This is a genomic window from Frigoribacterium sp. CF331 (genome assembly GCF_057787905.1).
Genome location: NZ_CM173545.1, coordinates 771,189 through 796,437, shown reverse-complemented (window position 1 = coordinate 796,437; position 25,249 = coordinate 771,189). Strand labels below are relative to the sequence as shown.

Here is a 25,249-nt window from a genome sequence, read left to right as displayed (position 1 = left end):
GACAGCCGGCCCGCGCCTCCTGAACTCACGCTCTTCCTTCCGAAAGGCACGTCATGACCCTCACCGATCCGGTGCACGCCACCGGCAAGTCGGTCCCGCTGATCACGTCGGTCAGTGCGATCAACTGGAACCGCATCAACGACGACAAGGACGTCGAGGTGTGGAACAGGCTCGTCAACAACTTCTGGCTGCCCGAGAAGATCCCGCTGTCGAACGACGTCCAGTCGTGGAACACCCTGACGCCCGAAGAGCAGCAGATGACCATGCGGGTCTTCACCGGCCTGACGCTGCTCGACACGATCCAGGGCACCGTCGGTGCGATCAGCCTGATCCCTGATGCGATCACCCCGCACGAAGAGGCCGTCTACACGAACATCGCGTTCATGGAATCGGTGCACGCCAAGAGCTACTCGTCGATCTTCTCGACCCTCGCGTCGACGCCCGAGATCGACGACGCCTTCCGCTGGTCGACCGAGAACGTCAACCTGCAGAAGAAGGCCCAGATCGTCCTCGACTACTACACCGGTGACGACCCGCTGAAGCGCAAGGTCGCCTCGACGCTGCTCGAGTCGTTCTTGTTCTACAGCGGCTTCTACCTGCCGATGTACTGGTCGTCGCGCGCCAAGCTCACCAACACGGCCGACCTCATCCGCCTCATCATCCGCGACGAGGCCGTGCACGGGTACTACATCGGCTACAAGTTCCAGAAGGGTCTCGAGGGCGCCTCGGACGAGCGCAAGCAGGAGATCAAGGACTACACGTTCAACCTGCTGTTCGAGCTCTACGAGAACGAGATCCAGTACACGCAAGACCTCTACGACGGCGTCGGCCTCAGCGAGGACGTCAAGAAGTTCTTGCACTACAACGCCAACAAGGCGCTGATGAACCTCGGCTACGAGCCGATGTTCCCCAAAGAGACGACCGACGTGAACCCGGCCATCTTGTCCGCGCTCTCGCCGAACGCCGACGAGAACCACGACTTCTTCTCGGGGTCGGGCTCGTCGTACGTCATCGGCAAGGCCGTCAACACCGAAGACGAGGACTGGGACTTCTAGCCCACCCCCGCACCACCGACAGGCGCCGCCCACCCGGGCGGCGCCTGTCCTGCGTCCGACCCGTCTTCGCACCGCCCGGCCGCCGGCGTCGTCGATCCGCGAGAACACCGGGAAGTGGACGAGACACCGCCCCGTGCAGCGGTGTCCTGTCCACTCGACGGTGTGCTGGGTGAGCGCTCAGGCGTCGAGCAGCGCGGCCCGGATCGCCGCGATGCCGAGGCGCACCTCGGCGAACGAGGTGCTGAGCGGCGACAGCCCGATGCGCAGGGCGTCCGGGTTGCGGAAATCGGGCACGACGCCGCCCTCCCACAGCCGGGCGACGATCTCGCGGAACGACTCGTGGGTGATCGTGACGTGGCTGCCGCGCCGCGACGCCTCGCGTGGCGTCGCGACCGTCACCCCGAGCGGCACGAGCCAGGCGTCGACGAGCTCGAAGGCGTAGTCGGTCAGGGCGAGCGACTTCGTCCGGACGGCGTCGATGCCGGCTTCGTCGATCAGGTCGAGCATGTCGTGCATCGCGAGCATGCCCATCACCGGGGGAGTCCCGCTGACGAACCGCCGGATGCCGGCCGCCGGCTGGTACCCGTCGGCCATCGCGAACACGTCGGCCGCACCCATCCAGCCCTGGATCGGCTGGTCGAGCTCGGGCAGCAACGAGGCGCGGGCGTAGACGAACGCAGGGGCGCCCGGCCCGCCGTTGAGGTACTTGTACGTGCAGCCCACGGCGAGGTCGACGCCCCATTCGTCGAGCCGCATCGGCACGACGCCGACGCTGTGGCAGAGGTCGGCCAGCACGAGTCCGCCCGCCTCGTGGACGATCGCCGTGATCGCGGGCAGGTCGACCAGCCACCCCGAGCGGTACGAGACGTGGTTCACGAGCAGCAGGGCCGTGTCGGGCCCCACGACGTCGCGCACCTGCGGCACGGTCACGCCGGTCGCCTTGTCGACGGCGATCCAGCGGACGGTCGCGCCGTGCTCACGGGCGATGCCCTCGACGACGAAGCGGTCGGTCGGGAACTGGTCGTCGTCGATGACGATCTCGTGCCGGTCGGGCCGGGCTCGCAGCGCCGCCCGGATCGCCTTGTAGAGCAGCACGGTGGTCGAGTCGGCGACCACGGTCTGACCGGGCGCGGCCCCGAGGCAGGCGGCCGCGATGCGGTCGCCGAGCTCGGTCGGCAGGGCCATCCAGCGTTCGTCCCACGACCGGATCAGCCGGGTGCCCCAGGCGTCCTCGACGAACCCGGCCAGGCGGGCCGACGTCGCGGCGACCGGCCGGCCGAGCGAGTTGCCGTCGAGGTACGACACCACGTCGCCCGCCGACACGAACCGGTCGACGAAGGACGCGAGCGGGTCGGCGGCGTCGAGCGGTGCCGCGGGGTGCGCGGAGGCCTGCTCGTCGGGGTCGGTGGCGTCGACGGGGTAGGCGAGCGGGTCGGTCATCGGGTCTTCTCCTCGAGGGCGACGCCGAGCAGCTCGTCGGCGGTCAGGGCGGTGGCGCCGGCGAGCCAGGCGGCTCGCTCGTCGGAGGACGCGGAGGCGCGGGGCGCGTCGGCGATCCAGGTCACGCGGGCGAAGGGCAGGCGGGTGCCCGCGGCCGGCTCGGTCACGTCGGGGGCGAGGGCGGCGAGGAGCCCGGCGAGCCCGAAGCCGGCCCGACCCATCGCCCGCAGCTCGCGCTCGTTCACGCCGAGCGGCAGGTCGCCGTTGCCGAGGTCGGTGCCGTAGAGCACCCGGCCCCCCGCGGCACGGAAGCGCGACAGGTTGTCGACCGCCGTGAGGAATGCGGACCCACCCGGGACCTCGGTCGCAGGCTCCCTCGGCGCTGGGCTCGCGGATCGCGTCGCGACCCCCTGCGCTCCACCGCGCGGCCCGTGGATGTCGAGCGTGCTGATCCACGTCGTCGAGGCCGCCAGTCGGGCGACCAGGTCGTCGTCGAGCCGCTCACTGAACGGGGTGTGGGCGAAACGGTCGACGCCCGCGTCGAGTGCCCGTGCGGCCTGGCCCACCCCCTGGACGTGCGCGACGACGGGCAGGCCGAGCCCGTGGGCCGCGTCGACCACGGCCCGGAGCACGTCGTCGTCGAGCACGGGGCCGACGTCCGCGTTCAGTGCGACCTTCACGACCGAGGCGCCGAGGGCGTGCTGCTGTCCGACCACGCGGGCCGCACGCCGCAGCCGGGTCGAGGCCCGCAGGCCGCCGACGGCCAGGGCGGCCCGGGGCGGCGCCCAGCCCGACCGGCTGGGGTAACCACCCGGCACGGTGATCAACCCGCCGGCGACGGCCACCTCGGGCCACCCGTCGCGACCCGACCGGTCGAGCCACCCGCGGGCCGCGTCGGGCTCCCACCCGAGGTCGACGACGCGCGCGATGCCACCGGCCGGCAGGCGGGCGGCGTCGATCAGGCCGAGGTGGACGTGCGAGTCGGTGAAGGGGGCGAGCACGGTGCCGGGGACGTGCGGCAGCTCGGCCCCGGCGAGCACGTCGGAGTCGTGGGCGTCGGCCGGGCCCGCGAAGACGACGCCGTGCGCGTCGAGCCGCAGCAGGCTGCGACCGGACCACCTGCCCGACCAGGCGTGGTCGACCGTGACGAGCCGCGCCTCCTGGTCCATGCCCCCGACCCTATTCGCGCCCGCTGCCGGTGCCCTGCAGGCCCGGCCGCGTCCGGGACGACGAGGCGGGCCTGCAGGGTGGGGACGAGCCGAGGAGGCGCGAGCTACCCGGGCAGGACGGCCCGCGAGCACCTCGCCACGTACGGCAGCCGGATCAGGTCGAGGTCGCGGGTGTCGGGGTGCGTGTCGAGCAACCGCTCGACGTCGCGCAGCAGCGCCGCACGGTCGTCGGGCGACAGCGTGATGACGTAGCTGCGGGACGCGATCATGGCGAGGAACTCCTCGCGCCCGAGCTCGTGCACCCAGGCGACGTCGTGGCGCTCGACGGGACCGAAGGGTGCGCCGACGACCGGGGCGTCCGACCCCATGTCGCGCTCGCGGGGCTGGTGCATCACGCGGCTGAGCTCGGCCACCCACGGCACCGACTCGTCGCGGATGTTCCAGATCAGGCCGAGCGTCCCGCCGGGGCGAAGCACCCGGGCGATCTCGGGCACCGCACGCGCGGTGTCGACCCAGTGCCAGGCCTGCGCGACGAGCACGGCGTCGGCCGAGGCGTCGTCGAGCGGGAGGGCCTCGGCCGACCCCGCGACCGAGACGGCCCCGGGCACGACCTGCTCGAGGGTCGCCCGCATGCCGGGTGACGGCTCGACGGCGGTGACCGACGGGGCCCGGTCGAGCAGCAGGCGGGTGAGCTTGCCGGTGCCGGCCCCCAGGTCGACCACGTGACAGGCACCGTCGGGCAGCAGCCAGTCGACGGCCTCGAGCGGGTACGACGGGCGGCCCCTCTCGTAGACGTCGGCGGCCAGCCCGAACGAGGCGGCGAGATCGGAATCGGGTCGAGCGGGGTCGAAGCCGTGGGCGGCCGGGTCGGACCCCTGACGGGTTGGTCGATGTGTCACCGGAACACTGTCGCACGTCACGATCCGTCACACACCCTCTGTTACGTCGGTCGCGGGCGCAGCATGGTGGGGATGTCCTCCACGCCCGTCCCGTCCCCGTCGTCCGCCCGTCCGCCCCGGCCCCTGCGGGTCGTCGCCGTGTCGGGCACCCTCAGCACGCCGTCCAAGACCGACGCGCTCGTGCACGAGATCGTCACCGCTCTCGGCGACGTCCTGCCGATCGAGGCGCACGTGATCCGGGTCAGCGAGCTCGGTCCGCTGTTCGCCGGGGCGCTCACGCGCGACCAGCTCGACGAGCGGGTCGAGCGCGAGCTGGTCGCGATCGAGACCGCCGACCTGCTGATCGCGGCCTCGCCCGTCTACCGCGCCTCCTTCACCGGGCTCTTCAAGCACCTCTTCGACTTCGTCGAGCAGTACGCGCTGGTCGACGTGCCCGTCCTGCTGGCCGCGACGGGCGGCAGCGAACGCCACGCGCTGATCGTCGAGCACTCGCTGCGGCCGTTGTTCGGGTTCTTCCAGGCGCTCACGCTGCCCCTCGGCGTCTACGCCCACACGACCGACTTCACGGCGACCGGAGGCGCGGACAAGTACGCGGTCACGGCGCCCCTGCTGCAGGAGCGCATCCGCAACGCGATCCAGCGGGGACTGCCCCTGATCCGCTCGAGCATCCTCGAGAAGGACCGCATCGAGCAGGCCCTCGACCGGGGTGGCCCGGACGACGCGCCCACGGTCGACGACCTCCGGGCGGGCGGGTTCGAGGTCGCGACGCCCACGCGCCTGTTCAGCTGACCGGCCGGACGCCCGGACGTCGCGACCCGAAGGCGGGGCAGCCGCCCAGGATGCCCACCGGTATCGTGGTCGACGTGACCCCCGACCCGACACCTCGTGACCCGTCCGTCGCGCGGGCCGAGATCCGCGACAGCGAGGCCCAGCGCCGACTCGGCCTGCTGCCCCCCGGCGTCCTGCCGACGCGTGCCGCCCGCTGGGTGGCCGACGGCGTCGACGACGCCTCCGTGCACGAGCTCGCCCGGGCGCTCACGACGACGGACGACGCCCGCGAGGCCCTGCTGGCCCGTGCGGCCGCCGACCTCGACCTCGGCTTCGCGACGGTTCGCGAGGCGCGTGCCCACCACGGTCAGCGCGTCGTCGAGTCGATGACGGCCGCCTCCGCGCCGAACGACGCCCTGGGCTTCTCGAACGGCTTCACCGACACGATCGAGGAGTCGGTCCGCGACAGCATCGCGCGCCTCTTCAAGCCCCGCGGCTGACCGTCCCGCCCCACCTCGTCGGGGCGGCCCCTTGCACGTGCGGTCTCTCGGCGACGTCCGGGGGTGCCGCGTGACGCGACCACGCACAGGAGGCGCGGTGCCGGTCGATGCCGGCACCGCGCCTCCTCGGCTCCCTCGTCGGGTCAGGCCTTGCCGACCTCGAGTTCGACGACGGCCCACGACAGTGCCGGCAGGCGCAGGCGCGCAGTGCCCCCGTCGACCGTGACGCCGGTCAGCGGGACGAGCCCGACGGTGTCCTGTGCCTGCTCGGTGTTGGACGAGAACCGGTCGCCGCCCTCGGGCACGGCCAGCACCTCGGCGCGGGTGACGCGGCCACCGTCGAAGCCGCGCAGGGCGAGCTCGACGTCGGCCGTCTCGTCGAGACCGCGGTTGGCGAGGAAGAAGGCCAGCTTGCCGGTCTCCTCGTCGTAGGTCGCGCTGACGTCGACCAGGTCGGCGTCGCCGTACTTCTCGGTGTCGACCTTGTCGCTGGTGACGACGGTGCGCAGGATCTGCCCGGTGGCCAGGGCCGCCATGCGGGCGAACGGCCAGAAGATCGACTGGCGCCAGGCGGGGCCGCCGGCCTCGCTGCGGATCGGGGCGATGACGTTGACGAGCTGCGCCTGGTTGGCGATCTTGACCCGGTCGCCGTGACGCAGCAGCGAGTTCAGGAACGTGCCGACCACGACCGCGTCGGTGACGTTGTACTGGTCCTCGATCAGCCGGGGGTGCTCGCGCCAGCCCTTCGAGACGTTGTGCGGCTGGTCGTCGCTGTCGAGGCCGGTCTGGTACCAGACGTTCCACTCGTCGAACGAGATGTCGACCTGCTTCGCGTGCTTGCCGGCGGCCTTCACGCCGTCGATGGTCGACACGACCTCGTCGATGAACGCGTCCATGTCGACGGCCGTCGCGAGGAAGCTCTTCGCGTCGCCGTCGTGCTCCTGGTAGTAGGCGTGCATCGAGACGTAGTCGACCTCGTCGTAGGCGTGGGTGAGCACCTCGTGCTCCCAGGCGCCGAAGGTGGGCATGCCCCGGCCCGAGCTGCCGACGGCGACCAGCTCGATCGAGTCGTCGACGAACTTCATGGCCTTGGCGGCCTCCTGGGCGAGGCGGCCGTACTCGGTGGCCGTCTTGTGACCGATCTGCCACGGGCCGTCGAGCTCGTTGCCGAGGCACCAGAGCTTGATGTCGAACGGGTCCTTCGCACCGTTGGCGATGCGACGGTCGCTCAGTGCGGTGCCGCCGGGGTGGTTGGCGTACTCGACGAGCTCGCGGGCGGCGTCGACGCCGCGGGTGCCGAGGTTGACGGCCTCCATGACCTCCGTGCCGGCGAGCTTCGACCACGCGACGAACTCGTGCAGGCCGAAGGCGTTGGTCTCGACCGTGTGCCACGCGCCGTCGAGGCGGCGCGGGCGCTGGTCGACCGGCCCGACGCCGTCCTCCCAGTTGTAACCCGACACGAAGTTTCCGCCGGGGTAGCGGATGACGGTCGCGCCGAGCTCCTTGGTCAGGTCGAGGACGTCCTGACGGAAGCCGTTCTCGTCGGCGGTGGGGTGGCCGGGCTCGTAGATGCCGGTGTAGACACAACGGCCCATGTGCTCGACGAACGAGCCGAACAGGCGTCTCGGCACGGGGCCGACGGTGAACTCGCGGTCGACGGTGATGCGGGCGGTGGACATGGATCTCCTAGCGGGGGGAACGGCGTGTGATCGGTGGGTACGGGGATGCGGAGGCGCGGTGCGGCGGCGAGGTCGGGTCACTGACCTCCGAAGCCGGTGGTCGAGATGCCCTTGATGATCTGGCGTTGGAAGAACAGGAACACCAGGATCAGCGGCAGGGCCGCGAGGACGGCCGCCGCCATGTTCTGCGCGTACTGGATGCCGTAGGCGCTCTCGATGGTCTGCAGGCCGACCGGCAGGGTGAGCAGCGACGCGTCGTTCGTCACGATGAACGGCCAGAGGAAGTTGTTCCACGCGCCGATGAACACGAAGATCGACACGGCGCCGAGGATGGGCCGCGACAGCGGCAGCAGGATGGTGAAGAACACCCGGATGCGCCCGGCCCCGTCGACGCGGGCGGCGTCCTCGAGCTCGATCGGCACCTGGTCGAAGAACTTCTTCAGCACGAAGACCATGGCCGGGGCGATGGCCTGGGGCAGGATGATGCCCCAGTACGTGTCGACCATGTCGAAGGCGAGCATCTGGTAGAACAACGGCACGATCAGCACCTGCGGCGGGATGATGATCGACGCGATCGTCGCCACGTACAGCCACTTCTTGCCCCGGAAGTCGAGGCGCGAGAACGCGTAGGCGACGAGGGCCGAGGTGGCCACGACGATCAGCGTGATGACGATCGACGTGAAGAGGCTGTTGAACAGCCACACCGGGATGTTGCCCTGCTCGAGCACCCCGCGGTAGGCGTCGAGGGTGAAGCCGCCGGCCGGGATCCAGGTCTGCGGGGTGGCGGCGGCGTCGGCCTCGCTCTTGAACGACGTGGCCAGCGACCACAAGAAGGGCAGCAGCCACAGGACGGCCAGCACGACGAGGATCACCACGCTGAGCACGGCCATCGGGCCGAACGGCTTCTGGCCGGGCTTGTGGCCCCTGCGGCCGCGGTCGGCGGTGGGGGCGCGCAGGTCGGAGGTGGGGGCGACGGCCGGGGCGGTCATTTCTGGGCTCCCTTGCGGTTGCGGGCCGTGATGCCGAACTGGGCGATCGAGATGACGACGATGACCGCGAAGAAGATGTACGAGATCGCCGACGAGTAGCCGAAGCGGTACCCGGTGAAGCCGGTGTCGAAGATGTACTGCACGGCCGAGCGGGTGCTGCCCGCCGGGCCGCCGGTGGTCATCTGGTAGATCTGGTCGAAGACCTTGAGCGACGCGAGCACCTGCAGGATGACGATCAGGCCGGTGGTCGGTCCGAGCTGCGGGATGGTGATCGAGACGAGCGACCGCCAGCGGCCGGCACCGTCGAGCGACGCGGCCTCGTACTGCTGGTCGGGGATGTTCTGCAGGGCGGCGAGGTACAGCAGGAAGTTGAACCCGACCGTCCACCAGACGGTCGTCGCGACGACGGCGATCATGGCCGTGTCGGGGTCCTGCAGCCAGGCGGGCTGCGGCAGTCCGAGCGTGCCGAGGACGGTGTTGATCGGGCCGAGGGTCGGGCTGTAGAGCTGGATCCAGAACAGCGAGACGACGGTCGAGGCGAGCAGGTACGGCAGGAAGAAGCTCAGCCGCCAGAGCCACTGGCCCGGCAGGCCCGTGTTGACGAGGATCGCCAGCACGAGCGCGACGACGACGAGCGGGATCGTGCTGAGCACCGTGAACCAGAGCGTGTTGAGCATCGACCGCCACATGTCGCCGTCGGCGAAGGCCTCGGCGTAGTTCGCGACGCCGATCAGCTCGCCGCCCTGGCCGGTCAGGCTCTGACCGGTGAAGCTCAGGTAGAAGCCGTGCAGCAGGGGCCACACGAGGAAGACCGCGAACAGCACGGTGAACGGGGCCGCGAAGCCCCAGCCGATGCGGTTGTCGGACGGGCCGGTGCGCCCGCGGGAGGTGCGGGTGCGGTCGGCCGCGCGGGCGTCGGACCGCGAGCGGTCGGCGGTGGCCCGGGGGGCCTTGACCGTGGTGGAGGTCACAGATCGACTCCTTCGTCGTCGTGATGGTCGGGTCGTGCGGAGGAGGGGGTGGTCGCGGGGACGGACCACGGGCGAGCCGGGGTGGGGCGTGTCGGGCGGCGCGTGCCGGCGGGCGCGTCGTGCCGTCGACCGGTCACACGGGTGCCGGACGCGAGAGCTGCGTGTTCACGCGCGCGATGAACGCCCGCATGCCGGCGGCCGCGTCGTCCTTGGCGAGGATCACCGACTGGATCGAGTCGAGGAAGTACGTCTGGAAGTCCGACCCCGAGCCCGTGAACCAGGCCGGCGGGTCGTAGTTGAGGTAGTCGGCCGCCTCGGCGTAGTTGGCCTGGGGCCGGAGCTCGGCGTACTCGGGGCTCTCGACGATCGGCAGGTAGGCGGGGATGTGCCCGGCGGCCGCCCACGAGATCGAGTCCTTGAGGATCGTCGAGACCATCTTGTAGACGTCCTCGCGCTTCGTCTCGTCGACCACGCTCTGCCGGGGCAGCACGAACGCGTGCGAGTCGGCGTAGACGGCCGGCGTGCCGAAGAGCGTCGGGATGATGCTGCCGTCGAACGGGATGCCCGCGTTCTCGGCGCTGGGGACCTCCCACACGCCGGTGAACAGCATGCCGCTCTCGCCGCTGACGAACTGGGCGATGCCCGACTGGATGTCGCTCGCGGTGGCCATCGCGGTGCCGTCGGTCAGCTGCTGCATGAACTCGAGCGCCGTGACGGCGGCCTGTTCGTCGTACTCGACCGTGCCGCCCTCGCGGAGCACCATGTCGGCGCCCTGCTGCTTGTAGAACGTGTAGAACATGCGCCAGAGCTGGGCGCCGTCGTTCAGGTACCCCCACGAAGCCCCGTTCTTGCCCGTCACGCGCTGCATCGCGTTCGCGACCTCGAGGAACTGCTCGGGGCTCGTGATCTCGACGAGCTTGCCGTCGGCACCCAGGGCTCCGGCCTGCGCGGCGATGTCGGTGTTGTACAACAGGATGAACGGGTGCGAGTCGAGGGCGACCGAGTAGAGGTCGTCGCCGCTGAAGCCCTTCTTCCAGACCGCCTCGGCGAAGTCCTGCTCGCGGACCCCGTACGACGCGAGCTTCTCGACGTCCCACGGGTCGAGCAGGCCGCCGGGGGCGTAGCCGGGCACGCGCGAGGCGTGCATGATCGCGACGTCGGGCGCGCGACCGCCGGCCGAGGCCATGGCGAGCTTCGTGTAGTACGGCGTGCCCCAGGCGAGCACCGTCTGCGTCGCGTGGAACTCGGGGTTCTGGGCGTTGGCCTCGTCGATCAGGGCCGACATCTTGATGCCGTCGCCGCCGCTCAGCAGGTGCCAGAACTTCAGCTGGGCGACGTCCGTGCCCGAGCCGGTGACGGCGCCGGGGGCACAGCCCGCGAGGCCCGTGGCGACGAAGGCCCCGCCGACGAGGGCGGCCGAACCCAGCAGCATGCTGCGGCGGCTGAGGCCGTGGGAGGGGGTGCCCGGTCGGGGTGCCGGGGTCGTGCGATGGTTCTCGGTCATCTTCACTCCTTTGTGATGCGTGACGAGAGTGACTATTCCATCGTTGTAACGGATGCGCAAGTGACGCGGGACGGTGAGTCGCGCCTCCTGGGCTGCTGCCGGCGTGGCCGCCGCGCGGGTCGCCGTCGGGCGGGCTGCCGCACGGGCGGCCCCGTCACGCCGCCACGATGTGGGCATGCCGCCACGTTTTCTCGTGGCGTCGTGTTCACATCTTGGCGGGTTGGCGGGTTGGCGGGTTGGCGGGTCGCCGACGCGCGGGCTGGCGGGCTGGCGGCTCGGCGTCAGGCGCGGCCGCGGGTGCTGGCGCGCACGACGATCTCGTGGGGGACGAGCACGAGCTCGGCCGCGCCCTGCCGGTCGGCGATGCGGGCCGCGAGCAACTCGAGGGTGCGGTCGACGTAGTGTCGCTTGTCGAACGTGACCGTGGTCAGCGGGGGCACCGAGAAGCGGCCGTCGACGATGTCGTCGAAGCCCGCGACGGCCACGTCGTCGGGCACGCGCAGCCCCGCCGACGTGATCGCGCTGACGGCGCCGATCGCGAGCGAGTCGGTGAAGCAGAAGATCGCGTCGGGTCGGTCGCCGCGGTCGACCGCGGCCCGCACGACGGCGAAGGCGTCGGCCGAGGTCCACTCGGGGCACGAGTACTGCAGGGCCCGGTCGACCGGCAGGCCGGCCTCGGCCATGGCCAGTTCGAAGCCGCGGGTGCGGGCGCGCGCCGTGGCGGTGTCGAACTGGCCGGCCGAGTCGCCCAGGGTGGCGATGCGTCGGTGACCCGCCGCGATCAGGTGCGCGGTCATGTCGCGCGCGGCGGCGACGCTGTCGACGCGGACCTGGTCGACGAGGGTCTGCTCGACCTCGCCGATCACCACGACCGGGGGCAACGAGTCGGTGCCGGCGCCGGTCGCCGACGACAGCGCGCTGGCGTCCAGGGTGATCGGGTTGAGCACGAGGCCGTCGACGAGGTGCTCCTTGCCCCGCGAGAGCAGCTCGCCCTCGCGCTCGGGCCGTGACCCGGTCTGTTCGAGCTGGATCGACCAGCCGCGCTCGTGGGCGACCTCGACGAACCAGTGCGTCATCTCGGCGCTGTACGGCGTGCTCAGGTCGGGGAACGCCAGGGCGATCGACCCCGTCCGCCCGGTGCGGAGGCCCCTGGCGCTGAGGTTCGGCACGTAGTCGAGCTCGGCGAGGGCGGTCTCGACCCGGTGTCGGGTGTCGGGCCGCACGAACACGACGCCGTTGATGACGTTGGAGACGGTCTTCGGCGACACCCCGGCGAGTGCCGCCACGTCCTTCACCGTCGCGCGCATGCGTTCAGGCTAGTGCGAGCCGACGTTCAGACGGAGCCGAGCACCTTGACGATCCGCTGCAACGAGACGCTCTCGCTCGGGCGCAGGTCTTGCGCGAACAGGCTGAGGCGGAACTCCTCGAGCATCCACCGGGCGCGGACGATCGCAGGAGGCGCGGTGTCGGCAGGTGGGAACGTCCCGCCCGCGGCCTCGTACCGCTCGGTCGCCTGCTGCACCTCGCTCAGCCAGACGCGGTCGCGTCCGGGTGCCTCGAGCAGCTTGGCGGTGCGCTTCGTGATGCCCACGAGGTACACCGGCACGCGCTGCAACTGCTGCAGCCCGGTCTGCGACACGAAGCCCGGGCGGATCAGGCGGTCGCGCTGCTGTCGCATGTCGGTCAGCGCCGCGAGCAGCGTCATCGACGTCGCGCCCTTCATCGCCTTGTCGGCGTCGCGGGCGGCCGTCAACGTCCGGGCGACGAGCGACACGGTCTGGAACATCTGGTCCATCACGGCACCCGAGACCCGGTCCCGCGTCGAGAGGAACTCCTTCTTCGTCATGACCATGCCGTCGGGCTTCACCCGGAACAGCACGTCGTCGACGACGGCCACGAGACAGTCGGCGAAGAGAGCTGCCGTGTTCTGGTACGGGCTCGTCGCGAGGATGAGCTTCTCGGCGCTGGTCAGGTGCTGCTGCACGTAGGCCACGGGAGACGGGGTCGCCAGCATGAGCAGGCGTCGCACGCCCTTCGGCGTCGCGAGGGCCTGGTCGGCGGGCGTCGCCATCAGCGTGATCGACACGGAGTCGCCGTGGTCGACCAGCGCCGGGTAGGCGCGGATCACCGTGTCGCCGTGGCGGGTGTCGACGACGGCGGGGAGCTCGTCGAAGTCCCACGACGTCAGGCCCTCGCGCTCGATCGAGCTGGTGGGGCGAGGCGTCACGGGCGTGGCGTCGCCACCCGCGCCTCCTCGTCCGCGACCCCGGCCGCGGCCGCGCTCGCCCTGACCGCCGCCCTGGGTGACGCGGGCGACGCTGTCGCGCGTCGCGTCGCGCAGGCGGTGCTGCAGCGCGGGGAGGTCTTTGTCGGCTCCGACCGTGCGGCCGCGCTCGTCGACGACGGCGTACGTGACCCGCAGGTGGGCGGGCACGCGGTGCAGGTCGAAGTCGTCGGCGGTGACGGGCGCGTAGGTGAGCTTCTTGACGGCCGCCGCGACGGTCGCCGTGAAGGGCTCGGCGGCGTCGGCGGGCGGGGAGTCGGGCAGCTCGTCGGTGATCTTCGACGCCCAGTCGGCGGCGGGGACGACGTTCTTGCGGATCTGCTTGGGCAACGACTTGATCAGCGACGTGACGAGCTCGTCGCGCAGCCCCGGCACCTGCCAGTCGAACCCGACCGGACGGAGGCGCGGCAGCAGCGGCAGCGGGACGATCACGGTCACGCCGTCGTCGTCGGCTCCCGGCTCGAACTTGTAGCGCAGGGTGAGCGTCTGGTCGCCCTGCTGCCACGTGCTCGGGAACCCCTGTTCGTCGACGTCGGGTTCGTCGTCGCCGAGCAGATCGGCCGCGGTCATCGTGAGCAGGTCGGGGGTCTCGACCTTCGCCTTGCGCCACCAGCCCTCGAAGTCGCGCGTGCTGGCGACGTCCGACGGGATGCGGCGCTGGAAGAACTCGAACGCGGCGTCGCCGTCGACCAGGATGTCGCGGCGTCGCGTGCGCTCCTCGACCTCGGTCAGCTCGCGGATGAGCTGCCGGTTCTTCTGCTCGAAGGCCTGGCGCCCCTCCCAGTCGCCCTCGACGAGCGCGTGACGGATGAACAGCTCGCGGGCGTAGGCGGGGTCGATGCGCGAGAACTGGATGCGCCGCCGCTCGACGATCGGCACCCCGTAGAGCGTGACGCGCTCGTAGGCGACGACGGCTCCCTGCTTCTTCTCCCAGTGCGGTTCGCCGTAGCTGCGCTTGACCAGGTCGGGCGCGAGCGGTTCGGCCCACGCCGGGTCGATCGCCCCGGCCACCCGGGCGAACAACCGGCTCGTCTCGACCAGTTCGGCGGTCATCACGGCCGCCGGCGGCTTCTTCGCGAGGCTGCTGCCGGGGAAGATGAGGAACCTCGTCTGGCGGGCGCCGACGAAGTCCTTCTTCTGCGGGTCGAAGAGGCCGATCTGGCTGAGCAGGCCGGCGAGCAGGCTGCGGTGCACGCCGTCGGGGTTCGCGCTGCGCTCGCCGATGTGCAGGCCGAGGGGGCGGGCCGCCCGGCTGAGCTGCCGGTAGACGTCCTGCCACTCGCGGATGCGCAGGTAGTTGAGGAACTCGTCGCGGCACAGGCGCTTGAAGGCGTTGCCGCTGAGCTCGCGCTGCTTGTCTTCCAGGTACTCGAACAGGTTGAGCAGGGTGAGGAAGTCGCCCTTGGGGTCGCGGAAGCGCGAGTGCTTCTCGTCGGCCTGGGCGCGCTTCTCGAGCGGGCGCTCGCGGGGGTCCTGGATGCTCAGGGCCGAGACGATGGCGAGCACCTCGCGCGTCGTGCCCTGCGTCTTCGACTCGACCACCATGCGGGCCAGGCGGGGGTCGATCGGCAGGCGGGTGAGCTGCTTGCCGACGCGCGTGATCTGGCCGCCCTGCGTCACGGCACCGAGTTCGCGCAACAGGTCGAGGCCGTCCTTGATGCCGCGCGAGTCGGGCGGTTGCAGGAAGGGGAAGGCCGCGATGTCGCCCAGGTCCAACGAGATCATCTGCAGGATGACGGCGGCGAGGTTGGTCCGCAGGATCTCGGGCTCGGTGAACTCGGGACGCTTCTCGAAGTCGGTCTCGCTGTAGAGGCGTATCGCGATGCCGCTGCTGGTACGACCCGAGCGGCCCGACCGCTGGTTCGCGCTCGCCTGCGAGATGGCCTCGATCGGCAGGCGTTGCACCTTGGCCCGGGTCGAGTAGCGGCTGATGCGCGCGGTGCCGGCGTCGATCACGTACTTGATGCCGGGCACGGTCAGGCTGGTCTCGGCGACGTTGGTCGCGAGGACGATGCGCCTGCGGGTGCCGGCGGTCGTGCTGGGCTGGAAGACCCGGTGCTGGTCGGCGGCGCTCAGCCGGCCGTAGAGCGGCAGCACCTCGGTGTGCGGCAGGTTGCGGCCGCGGATGCTCTCTTCGGCGTCGCGGATCTCGTTCTCGCCGCTGAGGAAGACCAGGACGTCGCCGCTCGACTCGCGGGCGAGCTCGTCCAGTGCCTCGTCGATGCCCTGCAGGTAGTCCTTGTCGTCGGCGCGCTGCCTGCGGTCGCCGGCCCGCGCCTCCTGACGGTCGCCCGGACGGCCCGAGGGGCGGTCGTCGTCGTCGAGGTCGCCGTCGTCGTCGCCCGTGGTGTCGTCGGCGACGAGAGGCCGGTAGCGGACCTCGACCGGGTAGGTGCGACCCGAGACCTCGACGATGGGGGCGTCGCCGAAGTGCTTCGAGAACGACTCGGGGTCGATCGTGGCGCTCGTGATGATCAGCTTGAGGTCGGGGCGGCGGGGCAGCAGCTGCTTCAGGTAGCCGAGGAGGAAGTCGATCGTGAGGCTGCGCTCGTGCGCCTCGTCGATGATGATCGTGTCGTAGCGCTCGAGGTCGCGGTCGAAGTGGATCTCGTTGAGCAGGATGCCGTCGGTCATCAGCTTGATCTGCGTGTCGGCGCCGACCTTGTCGGTGAACCGCACCTGGTAGCCGACGACCCCGCCGACCTCGTCGCCGAGTTCTTCGGCGATCCGCTCGCTGATGGTGCGGGCGGCGATGCGCCGGGGCTGCGTGTGGCCGATCGCGGTGCGACCGAGCTCGAGGCAGATCTTCGGCAGCTGCGTGGTCTTGCCCGAGCCGGTGGCGCCCGCGACGATGACGACCTGGTTGTCACGGATCGCCGCGGCGATGTCGTCGCGCCTCTGGCTGACCGGCAGCTCGGCGGGATACGTGATGGTGGGGATCATGAGCCCTCCATCGTAAGCCGCCCGGGCTGGGCGGGTCGACGGGTGCCGCGTCGTAGGATCACGGCAGACTGCTCGTCAACGGAGACGGAGAAGACACGATGTCATCAGCACCCAGCCCCCGAGGCCACGCCACCGCGTCGGTCGCGGCCATCCTCGCCGAATCGGCCGCCCGTCACCCCGACGACGTCGCCGTGATCGTCGGGTCCACCTCGACCACCTACGCCGAGCTCTGGCAGCAGACCCTCGCCTACGCCGGTGCCCTCCGCGCCCGCGGCGTCGGGCCGGGCGACCGGGTCGCCATGCTCGTCCCGAACGTGGCCGACTTCCCCCGGGTGTACTACGCGACGCTCGCGCTCGGGGCGGTCGCCGTGCCCGTCCACGCACTACTGAAGCGTCACGAGATCGAGTACGTGCTGGCGGACAGCGGTTCGAAGCTGCTCGTCTGCGCCGCGCCCCTCCTCGGCGAGGGCGGTGCGGGAGCCCGGCTCGCCGGGGCCGACGTGCTGACCGTGCTCGCGCCTCCCGCGGGCGCGGCCACGGCGTCGGATGACGACGACGCGTCCGCCGCACCCGACCGCCTCGAAGACCTGGCCGCCGTCGCCGAGCCCCTCGACACGTACGTGCCGCGCGACCCGTTCGACACGGCGACCATCCTGTACACGAGCGGCACCACCGGGCAGCCGAAGGGCGCCGAGGGGTCGCACCTCGCCCTGATCGAGCAGGTCAACACCAACCTGATGACGACCTTCGACATGCACCGCGGAGACGTGCTGCTCGGGGCGCTGCCGTTGTTCCACACCTTCGGGCAGACCTGCACGATGAACACCGGGTTCCGCGTCGGCGCGACCATCGTCATGCTGCCGAAGTTCGACGGCGACGCCGCACTGGCGGCGATGGTCGAGCACCGCTGCGAGGTCTTCATGGGGGTGCCGACGATGTACATGGCGCTCATCGCCGCCGCGGGTCGGAGCGAGGCGCGTCCGCCGCTGCGCTACGCCGTCTCGGGCGGGGCGTCGCTGCCGCTCGCCGTGCTCGAGAGGTTCCAGGAGGTTTACGACGCACCGATCCACGAGGGCTACGGGCTGACCGAGACCTCGCCCGTCGCCACCTTCAACCACGTCGGCGTGCCGCCGCGCCCCGGCACGATCGGCACGCCGATCTGGGGGGTCGACGTCGAGATCGCCGACCAGCACGTCGAGGACTCGATCGTCCTGCTGCCGCACGGCGAGATCGGCGAGCTCGTCATCCGCGGGCACAACCTGATGAACGGGTACCTCGACCGCCCCGACGACACCGCGAAGGCGATCGTCGACGGCTGGTTCCGCACCGGCGACCTGGGCACGAAGGACGACGACGGGTACCTCACCATCGTCGACCGCACGAAGGACATGATCATCCGCAACGGCTACAACGTGTACCCGCGTCAGGTCGAGGAGGTCCTCGCCCAGCACCCCGACGTCACGATGGCCGCCGTCTTCGGCGTGCCCCACGAGCTGCACGGACAAGAGATCGAGGCCGCCGTCGTCCTCCGCGAGGGCGCCGCCGCGACCCCCGACGAACTGGTCGCGTTCGTCGCCGACGAGATCGCGGCCTACAAGTTCCCCCGCGTCGTGCACGTGCTCGACGCCCTGCCCCTCGGGCCCAGCGGCAAGGTGCTGAAGCGCGAGCTGGTCGACCGGTTCGGCACCCCGCAGGAGGCGCGCTCGGGCAGCTGACCGGCGGTCGCCGTCGCGAGGCGGTCGCGCCGCTACGATGACCAGCCATGATCGCGATCGTGCTGGCCGCCCTGCTCTGGGGCACGACCGGCACGGTGGCGAGCACGCTCCCGTCCGACGTGGGCCCGCTCGCCGTCGGCGCCGCGACGATGTGCGTCGGCGGGCTGCTGCTGGCGCTGACCGCCCCCCGGCTCACGCGCGGCGTGCTGGGCGGTGGCATGACGTCGTGGCGGTGGCTCGTCCCGGGCGCGCTCGGCGTCGTCGTCTACCCGCTCGCGTTCTACTCGTCGATGTCGCTCGCCGGGGTCGCGGTCGGCAACGTCGTCTCGCTCGGCACGGCACCCGTCTTCGCGGCGCTGCTCGAGCGACTGCTCGACCCGCCCGGGCGTCGACGCCCCCTGGAGGCGCGGTGGGCGGCGAGCGCGGCCCTCGCGGTCGTCGGCGTCGCCCTGCTCGCCGGGACCGGCGGACACCCGCCGGGTCACGACGGGACCGTCCAGGCCGACGGAGGCGCGGCCGCGGCGTCCGCGTCGGTGCCGGCCGGCATCGCGCTCGGCGTGCTCGCGGGCCTCGCCTACGCGACCTACACGTACACCGCGGGGCGCCTGATCGCCGAGGGGCACCCGTCGCGCGGGGCCGTGTCGGCGCAGTTCGGCCTGGGCGCGGTGCTGCTGCTGCCGGTGCTGCTGGCGACCGGGGCTCCCTTGCTGCGGTCCGGCGCCTCCCTGGGGGCCGCGGCGTACCTCGCGCTCGGTCCGATGTTCGTCGCCTACCTGCTGTTCGGCCGGGGCCTGCGCACGGTGTCGAGCTCGCGGGCGACGACCGTGACGCTGCTCGAACCGTTCGTGGCGACCCTCCTCGCTGTGCTCGTGGTCGGCGAGCGGCTCGACCCGGTGGGCTGGCTCGGCCTCGGCCTGGTGCTCACCGGCGTCGTCTCGGTGGTGCTGGCCCGGCCCCCACGCCCCTCCCGCCCGGGGGTCGTCGCCACCTAGAGTGGAGCAACGACGCTCGTGCCGCGGCCCCGTGCCCGGCGCGACCGGTCCGCCGCGGCGGGCCCGCCTCATCACGAAGGAGTGACATGAGCGACACCATCACCGCACCCGCCCCGGCCGCCGCCGAGGGCCCCGAGATCCACAAGGGCCTGGCCGGCGTCACGGTCGACCGCACGGCGGTCTCGAAGGTCGACGCGGCCAGCAACTCGCTGCTCTACCGCGGCTACCCGGTCCAGCAGCTGGCCGCCGGGCGCGACGTCGAGGACGTCGCCTGGCTGCTGCTGCACGGCGAGCTGCCGACCGCCGCCGAACGCCACGACTTCGACGCCGAACTGCGGTCGCACCGCGCGCTCGCGCCGGGTCTGCAGCACCTGATCGACCTCGTCCCGACCTCGGCCCACCCGATGGACGTCGTCCGCACGGCGGTCAGCGCGATCGGCGCCGCCCGGCCCGAGCCGACGACGGGCGCGGGCGCCTACGACGCAGACGAGACGCGACGGCTCGCCACGCACCTCTTCGCCGTGCTGCCGGCCGTCATCGCGTACGACCAGCGTCGTCGCCGCGACCTGCCGCCGGTGCCTCCGCGGGACGACCTCGGCTACAGCGCCGACTTCCTCCACCAGGTCTTCGACCGCGAGCCCGACGCGCTCGACGTCGACGCCTTCGACACGTCGATGACGCTCTACGCCGAGCACTCGTTCAACGCCTCGACCTTCACCGCGCGGGTGGTCGCCTCGACGTTGTCCGACCTGCACTCGGCGATCGTCGGGGCGATCGGTGCCCTCAAGGGCCCCCTGCACGGTGGCGCGAACGAGGCGGCCCTCGAGCTGCTCGACCGGGTCGGCCCCGCCGACGGCGCGGCGGCCTGGCTCGACGACGCCTTCGCCCGCAAGGAGAAGATCATGGGCTTCGGGCACCGGGTCTACAAGAACGGCGACAGCCGCGTCCCCACGATGGAGGACGCCCTCGGGCGCCTCGTCGACCGGGCCCGCGAGCAGGGCGACGAGCGGGTCGACGGTCTCAAGGCGACCTACGACGTCGTCGCCGCGACGGTCTTCGAGCGCAAGGGCCTGAAGCCGAACGTCGACTACCCGTCGGGTCTCGCGTACCACCTGATGGGCTTCGAGACGCCGGTGTTCACGCCCCTGTTCGTCGCGTCCCGGGTGCTCGGCTGGAGCGCCCACGTCATCGAGCAGCGCGAGGCCAACTCGCTCATCCGGCCGCTCAGCGAGTACGACGGCGCCGCACCGAGGGACGTCCCCGCCCGCTGACGCCTACCCTGGCCCGCATGCCGAACCAGCTGCGAGACGCCGTCAGCCCGTACCTCAGGTCGCACGCCGACAACCCGGTCGAGTGGCGGGCGTGGGGACCGGCGCCGTTCGCCGAGGCCGCCGAGCGCGACGTGCCCGTGATGGTGTCGATCGGCTACTCGACCTGCCACTGGTGCCACGTCATGGCGCGCGAGAGCTTCTCCGACCCCGAGGTCGCGGCCCAGCTCTCGGCCGGGTTCGTCTCGGTCAAGGTCGACCGCGAGGAACACCCCGACGTCGACTCGAGCTACCTCGCGGCCGCGTCGGCGTTCACCGAGGGCCTCGGCTGGCCGCTGACCGTCTTCGTCACGCCCGAGGGCCGCCCGTTCTACGCGGGCACGTACTTCCCGCCGGTCCCGGTGCAGGGCCGACCGGCGTTCCGGCAGGTGCTCGACGCCGTCACCGACGCGTGGACGACCCGCCGCGGCGAGGTCGACGCGACCGCGTCGGCCGTCCAGGAGGCGCTGGCCGCGGGGGCGGCGTCGGTCACGGGCACCGCGCCTCCTCGCTCCGACGCCGGGGTCGCCCTGCCGGGACGGCCCGAGCTCGCCCACGCCGTCGCCCGCCTCGCCGCCCACGAGGACCGCGAGCACGGCGGCTTCGGCGGGGCGCCCAAGTTCCCCACGGCCCCGGCCCAGCTGGCGCTGCTCGCCCTCGGTGCTGGCGGAGACGACGGGGCGCTCGAGCTCGTGTCGCGCACCCTCGCCCGCATGGCCGCGTCGCCGCTGCGCGACCCGGTCGAGGGCGGGTTCTTCCGGTACGCGGTGCGCCGCGACTGGTCCGAGCCGCACTACGAGCGGATGCTCTACGACAACGCGCAGCTGCTGCTGGCGTACTCACGGCTGTCCGTGCTCGACCCGGCTCCCGTCGACGCGGGGCCTGCGGCCGACCCGGGCTCCGCGGCCGATCCGGGCTCCCGAGCCGGCGCGAGCCCCGCTGATGAACCGAACCCCGTTCCGAGGTCGGCAACTCAGGAGATCGTCGCCGCAGATCCGGTCCGAGTGGCCGCCGGCATCGCCGGTTTCCTGAGTTCGCGACTGCGGACGACCGACGGGGCCTTCGGCTCGGCGCAGGACAGCGAGAGCACGATCGACGGCGTCCGCGACGAGGGCGGCTACTACCGGCGCGACGCCGAGGGACGGGCGACGCTCGACCCTCCGCCCGTCGACGACAAGGTGCTGACCGGCTGGAACGGCCTGGCGATCTCCGCGCTCGCCGAGGCCGGCGCCCGGCACGACCGCCCCGAGTGGATCGACGCCGCGACCGCCGCGGCCGACCTGCTGCTCGCGCGGCACGTGACGGGCGACGGTCGACTGCTGCGCGCCTCCGTGGGGTCGGCCGTGTCGGCGGCGGTCGCGACCCTCGAGGACCACGGCCTGTTCGCCTCCGGCCTCCTGGCCCTGTCGTCGGCGACGGGCGAGGCCCGGTACGCGATCGCCGCTCGGGGGTTCGTCGACGCCTGCCTGCTCGACGAGGCCGACCCGCGAATCGTCGCGGCACCGTCGGGCGGCGACCCGGTGCTCGTCGCGCAGGGCGTCGCGCTCACGAGCGACCCGAGCGAGGGGGCCTACCCGTCGGGGCGCAGCGCGATCGCGGCGGCGGCCCTGACGCTGCACCAGCTCACGGGGGAGGCGCGGTACCGCTCGGTCGCCGAGAGGCTCGTCGCCGAGGTGGCCGGCTCGGCCCTCGACAACCCGCTCGCCCACGGAGCCGCGTTCGGACTGCTCGTCTCGCTCGACGCACCGCTGACGCAGCTGGTCGTCGTCGAGCCGTCGGGTGCCGCCGCGACCGGCGGCGACGACGGCCTCGCGCGGCGGGCGCGCGATCTCGTCCGGCCCGGCAGCATCGCCGCGGTGCTGGACGAGGAGGCGCTGGTCGCCTTCGCGCACGCGGGCTTCGAGCTGTTCGCCGGTCGCTCGGCCCCCGGGCGCGTGCCCACCGCCTACCTGTGCCGCGACTTCGTCTGCCGCCTGCCCGTCACCGACGTGCGGGCACTCGACGACCTCCTCGTGGTCGACTGAGCGGGTCGTCGGGGGAGGGCGCCGGCGGCGTCAGGCGGCGACGGGGACGAGGGGCGCCGCGGGGTCGGTGACCCACTCGGCCAGCGAGCCGTCGTAGACCGAGACGTCGTGGCGACCGAGGACGGCGAACGCGAGGGCGTCGACGCTGGCCGACACCCCGGAGGTGCAGTAGACGACCGTGCGCGGCTCGTCGGGCACGAGCGCCACGCGCTCGCGCAGCACGGAGTCGCGCACGAGGGTGCCGTCGTCGGCCAGGAGGGACCCGGACGGGACGCTGACGCTGCCGGGGATGTGCCCGGCGCGCGCCAGCGGGCCCGAGACGCCGTCGAACTCGTCGCGGGGCGACGCGCAGACGAGGGTCGCGCGTTCGTCACCGGCCACCACGGACTCGACGAAGGCCTTGTCGACCCAGTGCCCGGGCCGCTCGGTCGCCACGAACCGCGCGGGGGTCGGCCGGACGTCGCCCAGGTCGTAGGGCTTGCCCTGCGCCAGCCAGTGCGACCACCCGCCGTCGAGGACCGCCACGGCGTCGTGGCCGTAGGCGCGGAACAACCACCACAGTCGCGAGGCCCACCGGCCGTCGAGGGTGTCTTAGACGACGACGGTGCTGCCGTTCGAGATGCCGAGGGCGGAGGTCGCGGCCTGGAACCGGTCGACGCCCGGTCGGGCGAAGGGCAGGTCGGAGCCGGGGTCGCTGAAGTCGGCGAGGAGGTCGGCGAGCACGGCCCCCGGCACGTGCCCGTCGCGTTCGAACCGGTCGCGCCCGGTCGCGTACGAGACGGACGCGGGGTCGGCGCCCCCGTCGCCGCCGACCTCGGCGAGCACGGTGGCGTCGACGATCGTCAGGTCGTCGGCGCCGAGGTGGTCGGCGAGCCACTGCGTCGAGACGACGGGCGAGGTGAGGACGGGTGCCATGGCGCCCACGGTAACGGCGGCCGGTGACATCGACCAGTGCGCGAGCAATGAAGCGTCACAACGTCGACCGCGTCACCCGTGCCGGCGTACGCACCGGCGTCCGAGACGACGTCCGCACCCGCATCCGCACCGGCGTCCGCGTGCCCGTCGACGGTCGAGCCGGGGGGTCGGCTCAGCGACCGGCCTTCTTGGCGCTGATCACCCCGGTGTCGAAGCCCATCAGGTTGAGGCCCCCGTTGAACCGCGCGTGCTCGACCTTCATGCAGCGGTCCATCACGACGGTCAGGCCCTTCTCCTCGCCGTACCGCGCGGCCTCTTCGTCGTAGATGCCGAGCTGCACCCAGATCGTCTTCGCGCCGACGGCGAGCACGTCGTCGACGACCGACCGGATGTCGGACGCCTTGCGGAACACGTCGACGATGTCGGGCACCTCGGGCAGGGAGGCGAGGTCGGGGTAGGCCTTCTGGCCGAGGATCGTGTCGGCCCGGGGGTTGACGAAGTAGACGCGGAGGTCGGTGGACTGCTGCAGGTACGTGCCGACGAACGAGCTCGACCGGCTCGGGTTCGGCGAGGCGCCCACCACGGCGACGCTCTTCGCGCCCCGCAGGATCGCCTGGCGCTCACGCGCCGTGGGCCCCACCCACGTGCGCTGCGACCTCAGCAGCTTGGCGAGGGGCGACGACGAGGGCAGCTCGCAGGTCAGGCCGTTGGTCAGCTGGGTGGTGACGGTGTCGGTCACGTCGGGTCACTCGCCTCTCGTCGCCGCGGCCAGCGCCTGGTCGAGGTCGTGGATGATGTCGTCGGGGTCTTCGATGCCGACGCTGATGCGCACCGAGCCGGGCAGCACGCCGGCGTCGACGAGCTGCTGCTCGCTGAGCTGGGCGTGGGTGGTCGAGCCGGGGTGGATCACGAGCGTCTTGGCGTCGCCGATGTTGGCGAGGTGGCTGGCGAGCTCGACCGACTCGATGAAGGTCTTGCCGGCCGGACGACCGCCCTTCAGCTCGAACGTGAAGACCGAACCGGGGCCCTTCGGCAGGTACTTGGCCGCGCGCTCGTGGTGCGGGTGCCCGGGCAGCCCGGCCCACCGCACGCGCTCGATGCGCGGGTCGGCGTCGAGCCACTCGGCCACCTGCCGGGCGTTGTCGACGTGGGCCTGCATGCGGAACGGCAGGGTCTCGACGCCCTGCGCCAGCAGGAAGGCCGAGTGCGGGGCGAGGGCCGGGCCGATGTCGCGCAGCTGCTCGGCGCGCAGGCGGGTGAGGAAGGCGTACTCGCCGAAGTTGCCCGACCAGTTCAGCCCGCCGTAGCTCGGCACGGGCTGGTCGAAGAGGGGGAAGCGCTCGCTGTCCCAGCCGAAGCGGCCCGACTCGACCACGACGCCGCCGAGCGTGGTGCCGTGCCCGCCGAGGAACTTCGTGGCCGAGTGCACGACGACGTCGGCGCCCCACTCGATCGGCCGGTTGAGGTACGGCGTCGCGATCGTCGAGTCGACGATCAGGGGCAGGCCGTGCGCATGCGCGACGTCGGCGAGGCCCTCGAGGTCGGCGACCTCGCCCGACGGGTTGGCCACGGTCTCGACGAACAGCAGCTTCGTCTCGGGCGTGATCGCCGCGGCGTAGTCGGCCGGGTCGGAGGACTGCACGAAGGTCGTCTCGACGCCGAACCGGCGCAGGGTGACGTCGAGCTGGGTGATCGACCCGCCGTACAGGTTGGCGCTGGCGACGATGTGGTCGCCGGCGCCGGCGAGCGAGGCGAAGGTCACGAACTGGGCGCTGAGCCCGCTCGACGTGGCCACCGCGCCGAGTCCGCCCTCGAGGCTCGCGACGCGCTCTTCGAAGGAGGCGGTGGTCGGGTTGGCGAGGCGGCTGTAGATGTTGCCGTACTTCTGCAGGGCGAACCGCGCCGCGGCGTCTTCGGTGTCGTCGAACACGAACGCGCTCGACTGGTAGATGGGCAGCGCCCGAGCCCCCGTCGCCGCGTCGGGGATGTTGCCCGCGTGGATCGCCCGCGTGCGGAAGCCGTACTCACGATCTGCCATGTGCCCACGCTAGCCGCTGGTCGTCACGCGGGGACTCGCCGCGTCACACGGCGGAAC

General features: G+C 72.0%; 20 protein-coding genes. 7 read left to right on the top strand and 13 right to left on the bottom strand.

All coding sequences use genetic code 11. From position 1 onward, the window contains the following. The first annotated feature begins 53 nt into the window (after nt 1–53). On the top strand, nt 54–1,055 hold the full coding sequence (nrdF, locus tag AC3CCI_RS03655; RefSeq protein WP_354593676.1) for a class 1b ribonucleoside-diphosphate reductase subunit beta: 1,002 nt from the start codon (nt 54–56) through the stop codon (nt 1,053–1,055). 177 nt (nt 1,056–1,232) lie between these two features. On the opposite strand, the gene AC3CCI_RS03650 is transcribed toward nrdF, so the two are convergent. The 3 genes from AC3CCI_RS03650 to AC3CCI_RS03640 all read right to left on the bottom strand — a co-directional run bounded on the left by AC3CCI_RS03650 (nt 1,233) and on the right by AC3CCI_RS03640 (nt 4,563). Further along, complete coding sequence (locus AC3CCI_RS03650; protein ID WP_488628135.1) at nt 1,233–2,495, bottom strand: kynureninase; 1,263 nt, start codon at nt 2,493–2,495, stop codon at nt 1,233–1,235. Then, entirely contained in the window at nt 2,492–3,664 is a 1,173-nt protein-coding gene (locus AC3CCI_RS03645) for an amidohydrolase family protein (protein WP_488628134.1), read from the bottom strand. The genes AC3CCI_RS03650 and AC3CCI_RS03645 overlap by 4 nt, the downstream gene beginning before the upstream one ends. A gap of 104 nt (nt 3,665–3,768) precedes the next feature. Continuing rightward, nucleotides 3,769–4,563 carry a class I SAM-dependent methyltransferase gene (locus tag AC3CCI_RS03640; RefSeq protein ID WP_488628133.1) on the bottom strand — a complete coding sequence of 265 codons (795 nt, stop codon included), beginning with the start codon at nt 4,561–4,563 and terminating at the stop codon, nt 3,769–3,771. Nucleotides 4,564–4,635: 72 nt separating this feature from the next. Here AC3CCI_RS03640 and msuE point away from each other — a divergent pair, with 72 nt between their 5' ends. After that, a complete protein-coding gene (gene msuE / locus AC3CCI_RS03635) occupies nt 4,636–5,352 on the top strand; it encodes an FMN reductase (RefSeq protein WP_488628132.1) in 717 nt (238 codons plus the stop codon). A gap of 50 nt (nt 5,353–5,402) precedes the next feature. Beyond that, nucleotides 5,403–5,831: a hypothetical protein gene (locus AC3CCI_RS03630; RefSeq protein ID WP_354593671.1), complete on the top strand. Its 429-nt coding sequence runs from the start codon at nt 5,403–5,405 to the stop codon at nt 5,829–5,831. 143 nt (nt 5,832–5,974) lie between these two features. On the opposite strand, the gene arfA is transcribed toward AC3CCI_RS03630, so the two are convergent. The 6 genes from arfA to hrpA form a co-directional block, all read right to left on the bottom strand. Continuing rightward, nucleotides 5,975–7,510 (bottom strand): arabinosylfuranosidase ArfA, encoded by a 1,536-nt coding sequence (arfA, locus tag AC3CCI_RS03625; protein ID WP_488628131.1) that lies wholly within the window; start codon nt 7,508–7,510, stop codon nt 5,975–5,977. Between the two features lie 77 nt (nt 7,511–7,587). Then, the gene (locus tag AC3CCI_RS03620; protein WP_488628130.1) at nt 7,588–8,499 is read right to left on the bottom strand and encodes a carbohydrate ABC transporter permease; all 912 of its coding nucleotides are present in this window, start codon (nt 8,497–8,499) and stop codon (nt 7,588–7,590) included. Then, entirely contained in the window at nt 8,496–9,470 is a 975-nt protein-coding gene (locus AC3CCI_RS03615) for a carbohydrate ABC transporter permease (RefSeq protein ID WP_488628129.1), read from the bottom strand. Before AC3CCI_RS03615 ends, AC3CCI_RS03620 begins: the two co-directional genes overlap by 4 nt. Before the next feature lie 133 nt (nt 9,471–9,603). Further along, nucleotides 9,604–10,974: an extracellular solute-binding protein gene (locus AC3CCI_RS03610; RefSeq protein WP_354593669.1), complete on the bottom strand. Its 1,371-nt coding sequence runs from the start codon at nt 10,972–10,974 to the stop codon at nt 9,604–9,606. Nucleotides 10,975–11,255: 281 nt separating this feature from the next. Beyond that, nucleotides 11,256–12,281 carry a LacI family DNA-binding transcriptional regulator gene (locus AC3CCI_RS03605; RefSeq protein WP_488628128.1) on the bottom strand — a complete coding sequence of 342 codons (1,026 nt, stop codon included), beginning with the start codon at nt 12,279–12,281 and terminating at the stop codon, nt 11,256–11,258. Between the two features lie 26 nt (nt 12,282–12,307). After that, complete coding sequence (gene hrpA, locus AC3CCI_RS03600; protein WP_488628127.1) at nt 12,308–16,201, bottom strand: ATP-dependent RNA helicase HrpA; 3,894 nt, start codon at nt 16,199–16,201, stop codon at nt 12,308–12,310. 98 nt (nt 16,202–16,299) lie between these two features. Between hrpA and AC3CCI_RS03595 the strand changes: the two genes are divergently transcribed. From AC3CCI_RS03595 to AC3CCI_RS03580, 4 genes are all read left to right on the top strand, one after another. Beyond that, nucleotides 16,300–17,916 (top strand): long-chain-fatty-acid--CoA ligase, encoded by a 1,617-nt coding sequence (locus AC3CCI_RS03595; protein ID WP_488628126.1) that lies wholly within the window; start codon nt 16,300–16,302, stop codon nt 17,914–17,916. A gap of 47 nt (nt 17,917–17,963) precedes the next feature. Next, the gene (locus tag AC3CCI_RS03590; RefSeq protein WP_488628125.1) at nt 17,964–18,908 is read left to right on the top strand and encodes a DMT family transporter; all 945 of its coding nucleotides are present in this window, start codon (nt 17,964–17,966) and stop codon (nt 18,906–18,908) included. An 86-nt stretch (nt 18,909–18,994) separates the two neighbouring features. After that, nucleotides 18,995–20,179, top strand: a complete 1,185-nt coding sequence (locus tag AC3CCI_RS03585; RefSeq protein WP_488628124.1) for a bifunctional 2-methylcitrate synthase/citrate synthase — start codon at nt 18,995–18,997, stop codon at nt 20,177–20,179. A gap of 17 nt (nt 20,180–20,196) precedes the next feature. Beyond that, nucleotides 20,197–22,239 carry a thioredoxin domain-containing protein gene (locus AC3CCI_RS03580; RefSeq protein ID WP_488628123.1) on the top strand — a complete coding sequence of 681 codons (2,043 nt, stop codon included), beginning with the start codon at nt 20,197–20,199 and terminating at the stop codon, nt 22,237–22,239. 30 nt (nt 22,240–22,269) lie between these two features. Here the strand turns inward: AC3CCI_RS03580 and AC3CCI_RS03575 are convergent, their stop codons facing one another. The 4 genes from AC3CCI_RS03575 to AC3CCI_RS03560 all read right to left on the bottom strand — a co-directional run bounded on the left by AC3CCI_RS03575 (nt 22,270) and on the right by AC3CCI_RS03560 (nt 25,192). Beyond that, entirely contained in the window at nt 22,270–22,791 is a 522-nt protein-coding gene (locus tag AC3CCI_RS03575; RefSeq protein WP_488628122.1) for a sulfurtransferase, read from the bottom strand. Nucleotides 22,792–22,830: 39 nt separating this feature from the next. After that, nucleotides 22,831–23,154 (bottom strand): rhodanese-like domain-containing protein, encoded by a 324-nt coding sequence (locus tag AC3CCI_RS03570; protein WP_488628121.1) that lies wholly within the window; start codon nt 23,152–23,154, stop codon nt 22,831–22,833. A gap of 172 nt (nt 23,155–23,326) precedes the next feature. Continuing rightward, a complete protein-coding gene (locus AC3CCI_RS03565) occupies nt 23,327–23,893 on the bottom strand; it encodes a CoA-binding protein (RefSeq protein WP_354593661.1) in 567 nt (188 codons plus the stop codon). A 6-nt stretch (nt 23,894–23,899) separates the two neighbouring features. Continuing rightward, a complete protein-coding gene (locus AC3CCI_RS03560; protein ID WP_354593660.1) occupies nt 23,900–25,192 on the bottom strand; it encodes an O-acetylhomoserine aminocarboxypropyltransferase/cysteine synthase family protein in 1,293 nt (430 codons plus the stop codon). Nucleotides 25,193–25,249: the final 57 nt, after the last annotated feature.

What these genes read in the sequence shown, in the direction of transcription:
- AC3CCI_RS03610 (WP_354593669.1), bottom strand. Translation starts at nt 10,974, where the DNA reads ATGACCGAGAACCATCGCACGACCCCGGCACCCCGACCGGGCACCCCC.
- msuE (WP_488628132.1), top strand. Translation starts at nt 4,636, where the DNA reads ATGTCCTCCACGCCCGTCCCGTCCCCGTCGTCCGCCCGTCCGCCCCGG.
- arfA (WP_488628131.1), bottom strand. Translation starts at nt 7,510, where the DNA reads ATGTCCACCGCCCGCATCACCGTCGACCGCGAGTTCACCGTCGGCCCC.
- AC3CCI_RS03645 (WP_488628134.1), bottom strand. Translation starts at nt 3,664, where the DNA reads ATGGACCAGGAGGCGCGGCTCGTCACGGTCGACCACGCCTGGTCGGGC.
- AC3CCI_RS03650 (WP_488628135.1), bottom strand. Translation starts at nt 2,495, where the DNA reads ATGACCGACCCGCTCGCCTACCCCGTCGACGCCACCGACCCCGACGAG.
- hrpA (WP_488628127.1), bottom strand. Translation starts at nt 16,201, where the DNA reads ATGATCCCCACCATCACGTATCCCGCCGAGCTGCCGGTCAGCCAGAGG.
- AC3CCI_RS03585 (WP_488628124.1), top strand. Translation starts at nt 18,995, where the DNA reads ATGAGCGACACCATCACCGCACCCGCCCCGGCCGCCGCCGAGGGCCCC.
- AC3CCI_RS03590 (WP_488628125.1), top strand. Translation starts at nt 17,964, where the DNA reads ATGATCGCGATCGTGCTGGCCGCCCTGCTCTGGGGCACGACCGGCACG.
- AC3CCI_RS03630 (WP_354593671.1), top strand. Translation starts at nt 5,403, where the DNA reads ATGCCCACCGGTATCGTGGTCGACGTGACCCCCGACCCGACACCTCGT.
- nrdF (WP_354593676.1), top strand. Translation starts at nt 54, where the DNA reads ATGACCCTCACCGATCCGGTGCACGCCACCGGCAAGTCGGTCCCGCTG.
- AC3CCI_RS03605 (WP_488628128.1), bottom strand. Translation starts at nt 12,281, where the DNA reads ATGCGCGCGACGGTGAAGGACGTGGCGGCACTCGCCGGGGTGTCGCCG.
- AC3CCI_RS03620 (WP_488628130.1), bottom strand. Translation starts at nt 8,499, where the DNA reads ATGACCGCCCCGGCCGTCGCCCCCACCTCCGACCTGCGCGCCCCCACC.
- AC3CCI_RS03560 (WP_354593660.1), bottom strand. Translation starts at nt 25,192, where the DNA reads ATGGCAGATCGTGAGTACGGCTTCCGCACGCGGGCGATCCACGCGGGC.
- AC3CCI_RS03570 (WP_488628121.1), bottom strand. Translation starts at nt 23,154, where the DNA reads ATGGCACCCGTCCTCACCTCGCCCGTCGTCTCGACGCAGTGGCTCGCC.
- AC3CCI_RS03595 (WP_488628126.1), top strand. Translation starts at nt 16,300, where the DNA reads ATGTCATCAGCACCCAGCCCCCGAGGCCACGCCACCGCGTCGGTCGCG.
- AC3CCI_RS03580 (WP_488628123.1), top strand. Translation starts at nt 20,197, where the DNA reads ATGCCGAACCAGCTGCGAGACGCCGTCAGCCCGTACCTCAGGTCGCAC.